Source organism: Niastella populi, from assembly GCF_002078015.1.
Taxonomy (GTDB): domain Bacteria; phylum Bacteroidota; class Bacteroidia; order Chitinophagales; family Chitinophagaceae; genus Niastella; species Niastella populi.
In genome coordinates this window covers 126,871-142,180 of record NZ_LWBP01000078.1, presented here as the reverse complement: position 1 = coordinate 142,180, position 15,310 = coordinate 126,871, and the positions used below count along the sequence as shown (strand labels likewise).

13 protein-coding genes are annotated in these 15,310 nt (G+C 45.4%); 8 read left to right on the top strand and 5 right to left on the bottom strand.

The genetic code is table 11. From position 1 onward, the window contains the following. Positions 1-76 precede the first annotated feature (76 nt). Complete coding sequence (gene porW / locus A4R26_RS08890; RefSeq protein ID WP_081163430.1) at positions 77-3,166, bottom strand: type IX secretion system periplasmic lipoprotein PorW/SprE; 3,090 nt, start codon at positions 3,164-3,166, stop codon at positions 77-79. Positions 3,167-3,303: 137 nt separating this feature from the next. Between porW and A4R26_RS08885 the strand changes: the two genes are divergently transcribed. The 4 genes from A4R26_RS08885 (at position 3,304) to A4R26_RS08870 (ending at position 5,543) form a co-directional block, all read left to right on the top strand. Then, a complete protein-coding gene (locus A4R26_RS08885) occupies positions 3,304-3,699 on the top strand; it encodes a hypothetical protein (protein ID WP_081163429.1) in 396 nt (131 codons plus the stop codon). 15 nt (positions 3,700-3,714) lie between these two features. Next, positions 3,715-4,152, top strand: coding sequence for a bactofilin family protein (locus A4R26_RS08880; RefSeq protein ID WP_081163428.1), 438 nt, complete (start codon positions 3,715-3,717; stop codon positions 4,150-4,152). A 379-nt stretch (positions 4,153-4,531) separates the two neighbouring features. Continuing rightward, positions 4,532-4,936, top strand: a complete 405-nt coding sequence (locus tag A4R26_RS08875) for a hypothetical protein (protein ID WP_081163427.1) — start codon at positions 4,532-4,534, stop codon at positions 4,934-4,936. Next, a complete protein-coding gene (locus A4R26_RS08870; RefSeq protein WP_081163426.1) occupies positions 4,929-5,543 on the top strand; it encodes a SprT-like domain-containing protein in 615 nt (204 codons plus the stop codon). Before A4R26_RS08875 ends, A4R26_RS08870 begins: the two co-directional genes overlap by 8 nt. A 111-nt stretch (positions 5,544-5,654) precedes the next feature. Here A4R26_RS08870 and A4R26_RS08865 read toward each other — a convergent pair whose 3' ends face one another. Next, complete coding sequence (locus A4R26_RS08865) at positions 5,655-6,140, bottom strand: GNAT family N-acetyltransferase (RefSeq protein ID WP_081163425.1); 486 nt, start codon at positions 6,138-6,140, stop codon at positions 5,655-5,657. 1,542 nt (positions 6,141-7,682) lie between these two features. On the opposite strand from A4R26_RS08865, the gene A4R26_RS08860 reads away from it, so the two are divergent. After that, positions 7,683-8,153 (top strand): hypothetical protein, encoded by a 471-nt coding sequence (locus A4R26_RS08860; RefSeq protein ID WP_133054599.1) that lies wholly within the window; start codon positions 7,683-7,685, stop codon positions 8,151-8,153. Positions 8,154-8,514: 361 nt separating this feature from the next. Here A4R26_RS08860 and sucC read toward each other — a convergent pair whose 3' ends face one another. Then, a complete protein-coding gene (gene sucC / locus A4R26_RS08855) occupies positions 8,515-9,726 on the bottom strand; it encodes an ADP-forming succinate--CoA ligase subunit beta (protein ID WP_081163483.1) in 1,212 nt (403 codons plus the stop codon). A gap of 183 nt (positions 9,727-9,909) precedes the next feature. Between sucC and A4R26_RS08850 the strand changes: the two genes are divergently transcribed. Together A4R26_RS08850 and A4R26_RS08845 are read left to right on the top strand one after the other, a co-directional pair. Further along, positions 9,910-10,779 carry a purine-nucleoside phosphorylase gene (locus A4R26_RS08850; protein ID WP_439330554.1) on the top strand — a complete coding sequence of 290 codons (870 nt, stop codon included), beginning with the start codon at positions 9,910-9,912 and terminating at the stop codon, positions 10,777-10,779. A gap of 80 nt (positions 10,780-10,859) precedes the next feature. After that, positions 10,860-12,917, top strand: coding sequence for a putative porin (locus A4R26_RS08845; protein ID WP_107685812.1), 2,058 nt, complete (start codon positions 10,860-10,862; stop codon positions 12,915-12,917). On the opposite strand, the gene A4R26_RS08840 is transcribed toward A4R26_RS08845, so the two are convergent. After that, complete coding sequence (locus A4R26_RS08840; RefSeq protein WP_081163422.1) at positions 12,914-13,600, bottom strand: hypothetical protein; 687 nt, start codon at positions 13,598-13,600, stop codon at positions 12,914-12,916. The two genes, A4R26_RS08845 and A4R26_RS08840, sit on opposite strands and share 4 nt — an antisense overlap. Positions 13,601-13,869: 269 nt before the next feature. Beyond that, on the bottom strand, positions 13,870-14,751 hold the full coding sequence (locus A4R26_RS08830) for a LytR/AlgR family response regulator transcription factor (RefSeq protein ID WP_081163420.1): 882 nt from the start codon (positions 14,749-14,751) through the stop codon (positions 13,870-13,872). A 199-nt stretch (positions 14,752-14,950) separates the two neighbouring features. On the opposite strand from A4R26_RS08830, the gene A4R26_RS08825 reads away from it, so the two are divergent. Continuing rightward, positions 14,951-15,229, top strand: a complete 279-nt coding sequence (locus A4R26_RS08825) for a hypothetical protein (protein WP_133054598.1) — start codon at positions 14,951-14,953, stop codon at positions 15,227-15,229. Positions 15,230-15,310 lie beyond the last annotated feature (81 nt).

The window sequence follows — 15,310 nt, the reverse complement described above, 5'->3', positions numbered from 1 at the left end:
CCGGGAGGGCAGGAAAAGTTAACGCGTTGAAAATGAAAAAAAAGAATATAGGAATTAAAACCCGGTTAGAAGCGCATTAGAATTTACCGGGGTAATGCTGGTTAAGCCATTGTTTAAATGCGTTTACGTCTTTGGTGTTCATCAAAACCTGCAGGTTGTTATCGTTGATGATAACGAATGAGTACTTGGCCGCAGGCAACCAGGGCACTATTTCACTGGCAGCAAGCTTTTTGGTTTTATCGATGTAGGTAATGGCTTCACCGGCATTGGGGAAGGTGCCAATGAGCACCAGTTTGTAAGCATCGCTTATATTCTGGTTGTTAACCGTATAACCTTTGGCTGAATATTGTTCGCGGTTGTAACGTGTGAAGGCGTTGCGGGCTTCGTTCACATATACGGGATCTACCTTATCGAGCACAATAGCCACATAATGCGGTTGTTCTGCATTATTGGCAAGCACCAGCGGTTTAGGCGCTTCCACATTTGCCTTCACCGAATCTTTTTTCACCGGTGGCGGCGGCAATTGGACTGCAGGCTGTTTTGCCGGGGGAATAACCGTTTTGGTAACTTCTGCCTTCGGTTGATCTATTTTAGGCGCAGTAGTTGGCTGCTGTTGTGTTTTAGGCAGGTTGGTAGCAGGTTGCGGATCGGGTTTAACCGCTACGGCTGGCTGTTGCCGAGCCGGCTGCTGTTGCTCAGGTTGTACCACTACCGGTGGTTGTTGCGATACCGGCGGCGGTGTTACGATAGCAACGGGTTCTGCCGTACTGTCCTCAGCCGGACGTTCTATTTGTAAGTTCGTAAGGTACTCTTCAATTTGTTTGCGACGGCTTAACACGTCGATCAGTGCACGCGCTTTGGCGGCCATGGGCGAGTTGGGGAACAGGCGGGTGATATCCTGCAGTGATTTCGTTGCAGCATCATCCTGCCGCTGTTTGATGTAGTAAACAGATTGAATGTACAGCAACTGGGGTGTCCAGTAATTTTTGTTGTACATGCTATCGGCAATTTTCTTTTGCGCCTGTGCCTCGTCGAAATTGCCTTCTATGTATAAATTATAGATGTTGTCGTACCGGCGGGTCATATCCAGTTTGGCCGTGCTGTCGGGCGAAAGGCCATTGGGATTCGACACGATCTTTTCAAAGCTGGTTCCGTGATACTTTTGTTTCAGCTCACTCTGCACCGCCGCCGCTTTGCCCGCATCACCTGTTTTGGTATAACAGTAAGCCAGCAGGAAAAGGGCTTCAGGCCTGTGTTTGCTTTCGGGGAAACGGGTCAGAAATGCTTCCAGCGTATTGATGGTAGAAGTATAGTCTTCCAGTCCTTCGAGGTATGCTTTACCGAGGTTGAACTGCGCTACCTCAATAGAATCGTTGGAGGTAGCCATTTGCGCCGGCGTAAGCGGAACGGGTTTCAGCAGTTCCTCATACGTCATTGGACCGGCGGCGGCTGTTTTGCCGCCTTCAACTTCATCGAGCGCACCTGCCATGGCGGCGGGCGATTGCCTGATGGCTGCCAGCCGTTGCCAGTTATCTACATTCGGGCGGTTGCCCCATTGTCCTTTGAATTCAGTATACCCCTTTCCTTTTAAGGATGGATTATAAAAATACCAGTCGCCTTTGGTATTGCTGCCAAACATATCGGATGGTCCACTGTTATCATTGAACGATAGTGGTCCGCCCGATGGATCGGTGGCGTCTTCATCTTTCAGGCCCTGTTTCTTACGTAACTGTTTAACCAGTTTTTTTATATAGGCTTCGCGTTCTTCTTCGGGCATGGCGGCAATGCGTTGCAGGCTATCTTCCCGGTTGATGGTGGTTTGGTATGCAACGATCCTGGCCAGCGCTGCTTTCAGTTTATTGAACGATGTAAGGTCAACGAGATCGGGTTTTATGGTAGTGATGCTATCGTAAAACCGTTTGGCGTCGGAGTAATTCTTTTCCTTGAAGCACAGATCGCCCAGCAGTAAAAACGCTTTTGAGCGAACCGACGGGTCTTCACCCTGTGCGGCAGTTGCTCTTAGTAGCAGGTCTTTTGCGCCGGGAACGTTATTGCGCTCCAGTTCCATTTCGGCGGCAGCATAGTAGATAATATCGCGGTAAGCTGCATAGCGGTCTTTGCGGGCCATGCGTACCAGTTCTTTGATATTCTCCTGAATAATTTTGTCGTCGCCTTTTTGCTGGCGAATGGCATTTAACCGCGCATATACTTCAAGCACCGGGTTTAGCGTATGGCCCACTGCTTTTTCGAACCATTTGGCGGCATCGGCCGATTTACCGGCCTGCTCGTATAATTGTGCGATGAGGTATTGCCAGCGGGCGGTTTCCTCACGGCTTTCTGCGTTGGGTAAAGCCTGCTCAAGATAGATGGCAGCGCTGTCGTATATCTGTTGTTTATAGAACCACAGGGCCTGCATTTCGTGCAGGTCTGTTTGCAGGCGATCCGGAAACAGGGGATCGTGTTTCAGTGTTTCTATTAAACCGGCCGCTTCGGGCAATTCATCTTTTGCCAGGTAGGTCTTTATTTGCCAGATAAATGATTCATTGCGGCTGGGTGGGCGTGACCATGCTTTTTTCAGCAGGTTGCTGCTTTCCCTGGTTGAGATCGAAAATACACTGCCGCCCTCATCTTTATTGGCATTGGAACCTATCGGTTTATCGTATCCGTCTTTCTCTTTGGGCGAGAAGGCATAGTTGATGTACTGAAAACTGAAATAGGCCGAGTCGGGCAGGTTTTTATAATAATAAGCCTGGCCCATGAGCATATACAGGTTATCGACCCAGCTGTTGCGCAGGTCGTGCAGCAGGATGCCTGCATTGGCTTTGTAAATAACTGAATCGAGCTCTATTTTGTCCTTTGCGGTTTGTTCGAGGCTGTAATTGTAGAAAGAAAGCAGGCGCGAGTAATCGTCTTTATGCATTGCCTTGCCGCGTGCAATTACTTCAGCCAGTTTCTTATATGCGTTAAAATGAAAGTTGAATTTGGTGGTACCGTTCTGGGTAAAACGCCGTACGGCGTGGAATTTACGGTCTTCTGTTTTTTCGGAGGCCAGTTTGCGGTTTTCGAACTTTTGAGGCTTCTTCAGGTCAAAAGAAAGCGTTGGCTGCGCGTATACTTTCGGCAGCGATATTATTAAGATTATGATTAATGCAATTGTCCTCGTCAAATCCTTTTAATTTCAACCACAAACTAAAATCTTATTAACTGATTTTCAAGAAAAATATTTTGTCAGAACGTTAATTTTTATCCCCGTGACAATTCATTAAAATAACTTATTACCTTTAGCGTTTTGAAACTCTCTCTATGGCTAAATTCGATGCCCAATCTACCCTGAAGCGCTTGCAGAACCGGTACCGACTGGTAGTGATGAACGATGATACTTACGAAGAGGTTGTGACGTTTAAATTATCCAGACTGAGTGTTTACATTACGCTTAGCACCATTTTTGTTTTGCTCACCGGGTTAACGGTAGCACTGATTGTGTTTACCCCGTTGCGTATGTACATACCAGGATATGGCGATGTGAACACCATGCGTGAGTTGCGTGAGCTGAAGGTGCGTACCGATTCGCTGGAGCAGGCGATGCATTATAAAGACAGGTATCTTGATAACGTAAAAAGTGTTTTGCAGGGGAATATCAGCGTTAAGTTAGACACGACCACGCTTTCCATTCCCCAAACCGAGAATATTGAAGAATAAACCAACCATTTCCGTATGTTCAATCAAAAATCCAAATCCGAAACAACTGGCGATGTATCAGCACCCGGAACAGGGGCTGCAACCATTATTGCTGCAGGCACAACATTGAAAGGCGATATTTCCAGCAATGGCGATATCCGTATCGATGGCCACCTGCAGGGCAATATCCAATGCCAGGCGAAAGTAGTTATTGGCTCCAATGGCTCTGTTGAAGGCGATATTTCAGGTCAGCAGGCCGATATCATGGGGAAAGTATCCGGCACCATTAAAGTAAAAGAGTTGCTGCAGTTAAAAGGTGGCAGCCATGTGAACGGGAATTTATATGCAGGAAAACTGCAGATAGAGCCCAGCGCCAATTTCAATGGCCAGTGTCATATGACTACAGCTACCAATGGACAGGTGAATGAAGTAGTTGCCGAGAAAAAGGCAAAAGAGCTTCAGAAAGCCTCCTAGTTCGATCTGGTTACGCCCCTATGTACTTGTTGAACGCACCTATTCGATAACCCAGTTGTTACCGGAAAAGGTATGTATTGCTAATGTGCTAATATGCTAATGGCTAAGGAAAACCGGCTTAGTAGTTGGTATATAATTGCCTGAAAATCATAACCTCAAACTTATTTTAGTCTCGCTAATCGGCGGGACTTTTTATTTTATGCCTGAGGTTATACATAAACATGGCATGCTGCCGGGCGGCGAAACCTGTAAATTAACGGCTGCCTGAACGCGAGCTATGCCTATGCAAGACCTGCCGCGGGGAGGCGATCCCTTGTCAACTCGTCAACAAGCCAACTTTTCAACTCCCATACCTATCTTTGCACTCCATTTTTTCAACATGACTAAAAATCCGGTTTTAAAAGCTTTCCGTCCGCTCATACTGCTCTTTATTATTACAACAACATTATTCCTTACCAGCCGGGCAAAGCTCGGCCAGTGGAACTTTGATGTGGATGTGCTGATGGTTGGTAATTTGGTATTGTTTGCCGCAACTGCGGTTTCGTTCTACCTGTTCTCGCGGTCGATGGGTTCAAGCAACCCGGCGGCCATTGTGCGCACGGTATATGGCGGGGTATTTTCAAAAATGATGATTTGCCTGGTGACCGTGTTTATTTATATTAGCATAGTACAAAAGGATGTAAATAAAGGAGGGATCCTCGGATGTATGTTCCTGTACCTGGTATATACGACCATCGAAGTGATCATCCTGATGAAATTGAGCAAGCAAAAAAAGAATGTCTAAGCAGCAGGCGCCTTTAGAATACCTCAGTAAGTTCATTCCGGCCACGGCCGTTCCCCGTGTGCTGGAGTTCCTGCACCAGTATAAAGTACATTTAACCATTACCCGCGAACGAAAATCGATCCTCGGCGATTACCGCCATGCTACAACCGATAAAAACCATCGCATCAGCGTAAACGGGAATCTGAATCCCTATGCCTTTCTCATTACACTGATACACGAGCTGGCGCACCTGGTAACGTTTACCCGCTATGGTCACCGGGTTTCGCCGCATGGCCGCGAGTGGAAAGACCTGTACGCCACTTTACTGAAAGATTTTTTAGGCAAAGAGATCTTCCCGCCAGTGGTAGAACAGGCCCTCAAACAATCGATGCACGACCTGCCAGCCAGCAGTTGCGCCGATGAAGGACTGATGCGGGTGCTGAAAAAGTTCGACCGCGATAACGGCCTGGTAATGGTTGAGCAGTTGCCCGAAGGGCAGTTGTTCGACATTGGTGAAGGCCGCATTTTCAGGAAAGGAAAAAAACTGCGTAAGCGCTTTCAATGTGTTGAGGTGGAAACGGGGAAATTGTATCTCTTTAGTCCCATCTATGAAGTGAAAGCATGTTAGCTGTTTATGGTTCATCCTCACCGCGGGTACGCTAATTAAATTCGAAAATAATGCAGTTTAAAACGAGTGCGGTAATCTGAAATTAAAGAACCAGAAACTATAAACAATAAACTATAAACTTTTTATCATCCATATTCCACAGCCAAAGTGCCCGGTATTGCCCATGGGGCCGTCGAGGTATTTGAAACCAAACTTCTCGTATACCGACATCGCTTTTCTTAATTCGGGCATGGTTTCAATATAAACATTCCGGTAACCGGTTGCGGTTGCAAATTCAAGCGCTTTTTCTATCAGCAATTTGCCAATGCCTTTTCCCCGCGCGTTGGGCGACAGGTACATTTTAACCAGCTCACAGGTATCGGCCGGTAAACCGGGCGAAGGATAAATGCCGGCGCCGCCGAGGAGCACGCCATTTTCTTCAGCCACATAATAAATGCTTCCTGCCTTCCTGAAGAGTTCGTACAAGGCATCGGTTGTGGCATCGTAGTAAACGGTGCCGGGTTTATTGGCGCCGAATTCTGCGAGTGCGTTTCTGATAATAACGGCAAGCGCCTGGTTATCGGCAGGTTGAATGGTTCTGATGGCAATTGTTGACATGTAACGAAGATAATAAAAACGCTGAACGCGAAACGCAAAATGCAATACGCGGAATGCGGAACGCGCAAGCAGCGTTACCCTTTAAGCGTGCAGCCTGAAGCATCTACAGTATTTCGGTTATACGGTAAGCCGGGAGTATAATCGTATGGGGCGGGTAAGTGGTCTTTGTAACGGTAAAGTGAGAAGTGAAAACTACGCAAGCAGGGCCATCAAACTATAAATGATCACATAGGTTACAAAGATGAAGCCGAAGAAAAGACGTACGGGATTTTTCATTGCTACAGATTAATCAGGTTAAAGATTTGGTTACTTTTTATAATTGACAAAATACTATGCCAAAAGCCTGTTTATCCACAAGAGGTAACTACTAAATTTTACAATTACAGAAAATACGGTGCGCTTTTCGTAACAACACTAGTACTGAATAGAGGCCTGATAGGGGGTAGTTCTTTGAAAACACATATCATTAACAGGTAGCGATCATATAACGGCAGCACTGTGTTTTCTATTGTGATCGGCAACGGATACAAAGATATTGGTTGATGAATAAGTAGTGGAGTGTTTTTGTATAATTAGATATCCACGATGTAATGTATTGCGGGTAGTAAATGAATGTTTTACGCAATTAGTAAATGTACGAAATGCTATTGTTGTGAATATACGATGCATAAAGGTTTCATCGTATTACTTTCTAAAATAAACGCAGATGCAGAGCAAGTTATCGCTTCCGGCGCTTTCTAATTTGAACAAATAGTTACATATTTATACCCGGGATGCAACTATAGAACTTTATTTTATTTTTGTGCTTCCAACGTCAAATGAAAACCGAAAAAAGAAATATTCATAACTGTTCCATATCTGTGAAAGCCAGCATAACTGAGATCTGTTGTGGTGCAACCATACTACAATATATCCCGTCTGGTAAGGGCGGGTTTTTTATTGCCCATACCCGTTAGTGAATCAGGATTGAGAAGTGCGGTTAGATATAAGGGTATATTCCTAGATACAAATAAGTTAACCAAGGAGAGGAGCGAATAAGAAGAGAAGAAATGAAGGAAAAGCATAGAATATTTCGATCTTTATGATGTCAAACAAAAGAAATATAACTTAATCCAAGGTCCAATAGAAAAACCAGTCCAAAACGTCCAAATGTCCGAAAAACCAAACCGTATCCGTATCCGTGTAAAACCAATGCAAAAAGTCCAAAATCCGAAAATCCGAACTGTATCCGTATCCGTGTAAAACCAATCCAAAATGTCCAAAGTCCGAAAAACCAGGTCCACGTCCCTTTGAAAAACTAAAAGTAAAGTCCAGTTATCCGATTGAAAGCTAATCCAGCTATCCTTGTGAAAACACAGAAACCGTCTCTCAAAAAAGTTGCCCCCGCTTTCCGTTGCGGGGGCATTTGTTTTTATGGAAGGTATGACCGGAAGCAACTATTTACGAAGGATGCCGTAATTATGTTGAGTGGTTATAATGAGTGCGTACAATATATTATCTTGTAGTTCAATTATGCGGTCTGTATTGTTTATATGGTTTTTCATGGTATTGGTATCTAATGCGATAGGGCAGATACCCCGCACCACATCAGGACAGTTCCAGTATTATGGGGAAGTAGTGGCCGATAATACCACCCACTGCATGGAAAGGGCTAAATCGTTCTTTAACCAGCCGTTCCTGGTACATTGGGATACGGTAGCCCGGCGGGAAAATCCTGCCAACCTGCTGGTATCGGGCAAAGGGTATATCAATGTAAAAGCCAAACAACACGGCATTTCAACTCCATCTATAATACCGGTAGCGTTGCACATGAGCATTGAAATTGTGAACGGCCGGTATCGTTATTCCATCAACCATTTTGAAGTACTGGATAAAGAGGGCAAAGTGCAGTATGCGCTGGAAGAGAAGCCCCAAAAAGTAAAGCTGTTTGCATACGATCAATTGCTTCAAAACACCCACAAACGCGTCAGTTTTGTAATTGCCTGGCTAAAGCGGTATATGAAGGAAGAATAATGTGATAATTGGATAATGGAATACAAATACCAATTCGCTAATGTGCTAATGGGATAATGGAATACAAATACAGATTAGCTGTTGGGATTATTTGCTGATCCCGACCAAAGCCGGGACAGGTTGTGCTAATTAAATACGGCTCCTGTTTGGCCTCGCAATGATTGGTTACAGCGTTTCGGTCGCAGTTTTCAAGGCGCCCGGTGCCACGCTGTATTTGCCTTTCAACTTTTACATTCGACATTCATTATTCAACATTCGATATTCTGTATTCCTTCTTCATTTCTCATTTCTTATTTCCCCCAAATAAAAATCCCACCTCTTTCGAAGTGGGACCTTATATAACGATGTCAAAATTTCTGTCTTAAGCAACGGCTTTACCAACCAGTGCAGCAGCTTCACTTAACAGGATCGCTGATTGTACTTTCAGTCCGCTTTCTTCGATCAGCTTTTTAGCTTCTTCGGCATTAGTACCCTGTAAACGCACGATGATGGGAACAGTAATGTTGCCGATAGATTTGTAAGCATCGATAACACCCTGTGCAACCCGGTCGCAGCGTACGATACCACCAAAGATATTGATGAGGATCGCTTTTACTTTAGGGTCTTTTAAAATGATGCGGAAGCCGGCTTCTACTGTAGTAGCGTTGGCTGTACCCCCTACATCGAGGAAGTTGGCAGGCTCACCACCGCTCAGTTTGATCATATCCATGGTAGCCATGGCCAAACCGGCGCCGTTTACCATACAACCTACGTTACCATCGAGTTTTACAAAGTTCAGGTTGTATTTACCAGCCTCAACTTCTGTAGGATCTTCTTCGCTGATATCGCGCAATGCTTCCAGTTCAGGATGACGCATCAGTGCGTTATCGTCGAGGCCCATTTTACAGTCAACGGCAATGATCTTTTCGTCGGCTGTTTTGAAAAGCGGGTTGATCTCGAGCATAGCGCAATCCAACCCAACATATGCATTATATAAATTGGTAACGAATTTTACGCAGTTTTTGAATGCTTCGCCTTTCAAACCGAGGTTGAAAGCAATTTTACGAGCCTGGAAGCCCTGTAAACCGCCGCCGGGGTGAACCCACTCTTTGAAGATCTTGTCGGGGGTGTTGTGAGCTACTTCTTCAATGTCCATACCGCCTTCGGTGCTGTACATGATCACATTCTGTCCTTTTGAACGATCGAGCAGAATTGATAAGTAGAATTCTTTTACCGGGTTGGGACCAGGATAATAAACGTCCTGGGCTACCAGTACTTTGTTTACCACTTTACCTGCAGCACCGGTTTGAATGGTAACCAGGGTGCCACCCAGTAAATTGGAAGCGATATTTTTAATTTCTTCGGCACTTTTACCTACCGCCACACCGCGTTGTTCGGTGCCCTGGATCTTGCCCTTACCGCGACCACCTGCATGTATTTGAGCTTTTACAACCGCGAAGTTGTTGCCAAACTGAACTTTTAAATTCTTATATGCTTCTTCGGCCGCGTCGGCTCTGTCGACCGGTATTCCTTCCTGCACCGGTACATTGTATTTTTTCAGTAATTCCTTTGCCTGGTATTCGTGAAGATTCATGCCGTAAAAAATTTTGGCGAAAATAAGCAAAAAAGCTGTTAAGTGATGCCTTTGCTGTCAGTTACAGGTTCCCTATTTCCGGGAACGATTGCGCTTTCTAAGGCAATAGGTGCCGGTTACCGGTTTCCCGGTCGCGGGGGAATGCCCTGGTAACTGGCAACCGGTAACCGGAAACCTGTATATTTGCACGCATTTTCAACCAGCAATTTCGCCATTAATTATTATTCAGTTATGCCCGATCTACTTCAGCAATTGCACGAAACCACTTCCTTTATAAAAAGCAGGTATGCCCATACCCCCGAAGTTGGCATTGTGCTGGGAAGCGGACTGGGAAATTTTGCGCAGGAAATCAACGTTGAGCACGAGATCTCTTACGATCTGATTCCGCATTTCCCGGTTTCAACTGTTGAAGGCCATCATGGCAAACTGATCTTTGGAGAACTCAGCGGCAAAAAAGTGGTGGTAATGGCCGGCCGTTTCCATTTTTATGAAGGATATACGCCTGAGCAGGTGGCTTATCCTGTAAGGGTGATGAAAAAACTGGGCGTCTCGAATTTACTTTTATCTAATGCCGCTGGCGGGGTAAATCCCGCCTTTAAGGTTGGCGATCTTATGATCATAACCGATCACATCAGTTTCAGTATTGTAAACCCGTTGCTGGGTAAGAATCATTCGGAACTGGGACCACGTTTTCCCGACATGAGCGAACCGTATCCCAAAGCCATTATCAAAAAAGCCAAAAAGATCGCATCATCGCTTGACATAAAAGTACAGGAGGGCGTTTATTTTGCCGTAACCGGCCCAACTTTTGAAACAAGGGCTGAATATAAACTGATCCATAAACTGGGGGGCGATGCAGTAGGTATGAGCACCGTGCAGGAAGTGATCATCGCCGTGCATATGGACCTGCCTGTATTTGCCGTTAGCGTTATCACCGATATTGGCATTAGGGAAGATGATAATATCATTACCCACGAAGAGGTATTACAGGCAGCTAAAGAAGCTGAACCCAAGCTGACGGCTATCTTCAAACACCTGGTAGCTGAACTGTAAATAGTACAATTAACTTTTCTTATAACCGCTAACGGTTTAATAATTATTAATTTGTTGCCTTGTTTAATAATCGTTCATACTTGTTAAGGATCCGGTACATATTTATTGTCACTTTGTTTTTACTGGCCGGTTTTGTAAACACCACAAACGCGCAGGATGATCTTTTCCGCAAAGCGCAGGGGCGTTTTAGCGGAATGGGTGTTGGGCAGGGCGGCAGTGATACCATAGGCCACCGTACCGGTCTGGAAGATTCGATCACTATCCGGTTCCGTTTTCTCGACACAAGCCGTTTACGTGAGTTTGATTCCGTATTATACGATTTCACACAAAAAATACCCATTCCCTGGCATCATTTCACCCTCGGGAACTTCGGTAACGCGTCGCACAGCATACTGTTCTCTCCTGAAACAAAAGCCGGGTGGGACCATGGCTTTCATGCTTTCGATATTTATAATTTAACGGCAAACGATGCCCGCTTTTACAATACTACAAGGCCATATTCCGAATTGAATTACCTGCTGGGTTCGCGGTCTGAGCAAATGATCCGCCTGATGCATACGCAAAACCTGAGGCCAAACTGGAATATGGCGTTTGAATACCGGTTGATCAATTCGCCCGGTTTCTTTCAGAACCAGAATACCAATCATAACAATTACCGGTTTACATCGTGGTACAAATCGAAGAACCTGCGGTACCAGAACTTCATAGTGGTTGTTGGTAACAAACTGCAGTCGGGCGAAAACGGCGGTATACAGGACGACTCTTATTTGAGCAGGGACAGTGTTGAAGCCGGGTACGACGAACGCTCGAACATTCCAACCAGGTTAGGGCCCGATCAGGTGGGCAACCGGAATTTCTTCAGCACCAGTATTGCAACCGGTTCGTTTTATACCAACGCATCGTACATGATGCGCCAGCAATACGATATCGGGCAAAAAGATTCCATAGTGGTAAACGACACCACGGTGATCCCATTATTCTATCCCCGCCTGCGGTTAGAACATACCATTGCACTGAACACGTATCACTATCGTTTCCGCGATACATTTGGCGACAGCGCTTATTACAAGGAGATGTATGGCATTACCCTGCCGGGTAACAGAGACACATTTTTTCTGCGGGATAAATGGCGGGAACTGACAAACGATTTTTCGATCTATACGTTCCCCGATGCGAAGAACCCCCAGCAGTTTCTTAAGTTGGGTGCATCATTTCAAAGTTTGCAGGGAACGTTCGATTCGGGTTATATAAATGTCGTTTCCAACGCAAAGGATTACTATAATTTTTTTGCGCACGGTGAGTACCGTAACCGTACCCGCAATCAGAAATGGGATATAGAGGCGCTGGGTAATTTTTATGTTACTGGTTTCAATGCGGGTGATTACAATGCATACATCAGCCTGCAACGGCTTATCAGCAAACAAATAGGTTACCTTGAGCTGGGCTTTCAGAATACCAACCGTACGCCTTCTTATGTGTTCAACACCAACAGCAGTTTTTACATCGATACGGCAGCAAGCCCCATCGATTTTAAAAAGGAGAACATCACCACATTATTCGCTTCTTTTATTCAACCCAAACTGAAGCTGAAATTATCGGGAAAGTATTTCCTGGTAACCAATTATGCTTATTATAAAAGCCTGTTCGAGGTTGATCAGGCTTCATCATTGTTCAATCTGTTACAGGTATCGGCAGAAAAGATCTTTAAGATCGGGGGTAACTGGAACTGGAAAACCTGGGTGATATTACAGCAACGGGTAGGTGATGGTCCGGTCAATGTGCCCCTGCTTTCAACCCGCAACCAGGTTGGTTACGATGGAACACTTGGCTTTAAGAACCTGCGGATCAGTTTCGGCGCCGAAATGCGTTATTTTACAGCTTATAAGGCACCGGTATATTCTCCGTTGATAGGGCAGTTCGTTTACCAGGACAATGAAAATATAGAATTACGCCGGCCCGATATAAGCGGTTACCTGCATTTTCGCATTAAAAGTTTTAGCGCCTATGTGCGTGCCGAAAACCTGAATACGCTCGACCCTGCAACCGGCGGGTTTACCAAGAATAATATTCCCAATTTCAACTACCCATATCCGGGATTACAGATACGGGTAGGCGTTTTCTGGAGTTTTGTAAATTAAGACCTGGCAGGTACAGCTTCGGCTGTTTTCTTTCCCTGAAATTTTTTACGGTAACGGCCAAGTATAATGCCCGTCCAGGTGCCGATCAACGTGCCGGGTACTATCCAAAGCATCCACGTAAGTGCTCCTATTTGCAAATTCACGACAATAAATGCGGTTACCGTTGCGGCAAAAGCGCCCCCCATGCGGCTGCCATGAGTAAAGAACCAGTGTTGTTTATCGGCCGGGCGCCTGAAGAAATGGCGAAGGTCCTTCCAGCCGCTGAGAAAACAGAATACCCCGAAAGTAAGCGGTACCATTCCCCACATACCCCGCTGGGTGAACCATACATAACTGAATGCGATAAGGCCAATACCGGCTATAATTCCGGTAAGGCTGATGATCCAGTCGAGCAGGGCGGGTTGTTGTTGCAGGTGCAGTTTTTTAAGGTATAAAGCCCGGTAACCTGAGCAGGCGAGGTAATAACTGAAAAAACCTACCATGAAAAGGAACGGAATATTCTTTACAACGGAAATAAAAGTGGCCGTAATGAACACGCCGGTCATCCCGTAAAAAAAGAGCTGGCCGGTAAGCCGGTGCTGCCGCGCCCCTTTTCTGTTGAGCATGGAAAATAGTCCGCAGGCCAGTGAAAGAAAACCGCTGACGATGTGTAAAACGAGCATAATTTTTAACAGGCTGTTCATGATGTTGCATTTTTTGATTACCGGCAAAGCGAATTGCCTGTTGCAAAAATGCCTGTATATCAGCGCGTTTTCCAAATGGAGGGGACGAAATGCAGGGGTTTGGGGCGAATTGACAGGGTGCGCCGGAATAAGGGGTGAATTGCAGGTTGTGGGTTGCCGGTTTCAGGGAAAACTGGTTTAAGTTAAGGTTCAGGGGCGCCATTAGTATGATGCCGTTAAGGCAAAGAGGTGTGAAATTAAGCGCCTGTAATCTGTATTCCGTAGCGGATTTATATTACAATTTGCGGTTGGGTTAACACTTCAGATAACCGGGCATTTAAACTACGCGAAACGGGTATCAATTCCGCCACATCTTTCAACTGCAGTTTATACCCCTGGGCATTGCCGCTTACATGTTCAATGGCCTTCAGGTTGACGATATAGGTCCGGTGGCACCGGAAAAACTGCGGGTTGCCGGCGAGGGCCTCTTCAGCCTTTCGCAGGGTGTTGCGTATCAGGTGAGATACCGGTTGATTGTCTTTAATATATAAAATACGCACATAATTGTCGGCCGAAGTAACATATCTGATATTTTCAGTGGCGACGGCGAGCTGTTCTTTTCCATTTTCGCTGGTAAAAACAATAGCTGCCGGCAAATTCAACGGTGTTGGGCTAACAGGTTCGGGCTGGTTCAACTGTTCATCGAGCCGGGAGGCGCCGGCCTGGTATTTCTTTAATAAGCGTTGTTGTTTCAATAATACATTCAGCCATAACGGGAAAATGCCTACCACAAAAGTGATCCACATAAAACTGAACAGGGTGTGCCGGTTTAATGGAGCGCCATACAACCAATGCGTTAACAGCCAGTTGCCAAAAGTAATGGGCACCAGGTGCCAGCACATATGCAGGAATTCTTTGCCCACCGTCCATTTTTCTTCCCGGTAAAACATGGGAAAAAGCCAGGGCAGCAAAAATGCATTAATTGAGGTGGATACGAATGTTACCAGGGCGTATAAAGCGGCGTTCAGCACCAGAGACGAACCTCTGGCCTCATTGATGCCAAAAGGTTGAAGCAGTACCAGGATCATAAATACACACAGTGCGGCATAAAAAGTATACCGGAACGATTTAACCGAGGGCGTATCTAAAGGAAACGGACGGTTTATTACCATACATGTGCTTGATAGAGATCGTAAAGATACTCAAGCTAATGTGATAATTTGTTAATCCCGGCTGAAGTTGGAACAAGTTGTGATAATGTGCTGATGTCCGGTTCATCAGCGCTATTTTCCGTATACCCCTTGTTGTTGCCAGCGGTTAAAATATTTTGATTAACTGGTTTGTTGCCCGGCAGTTTTGTACATTTGAGCAGTGAAAAAGGCAATTGCCATATTCTTTGTTAGCATTTACATGCTGTCGTTCTCGGAACTGCACCAGTTCCTGCGGATGCCGGTATTGATACAACATTTTATTGAGCATCGGCAACAGGACCCTTCCCTTTCTTTATTGGGTTTTTTGAACCTGCATTATATACACCAGTATATACATGATGAGGATTACCAGCAGGATCAGCAATTGCCTTTCCGTCATTCCGATTGCTGTGTAACCTATACCACCGTTTGTTGTGAAACACTGGCAATACTATTATAGAATTGCCGCCCCGTACAACCGAAACAAAGAACGAGTTTATTCTCCACAATGAAGATAATCACTCCCTGCTCGCAGTAGCAG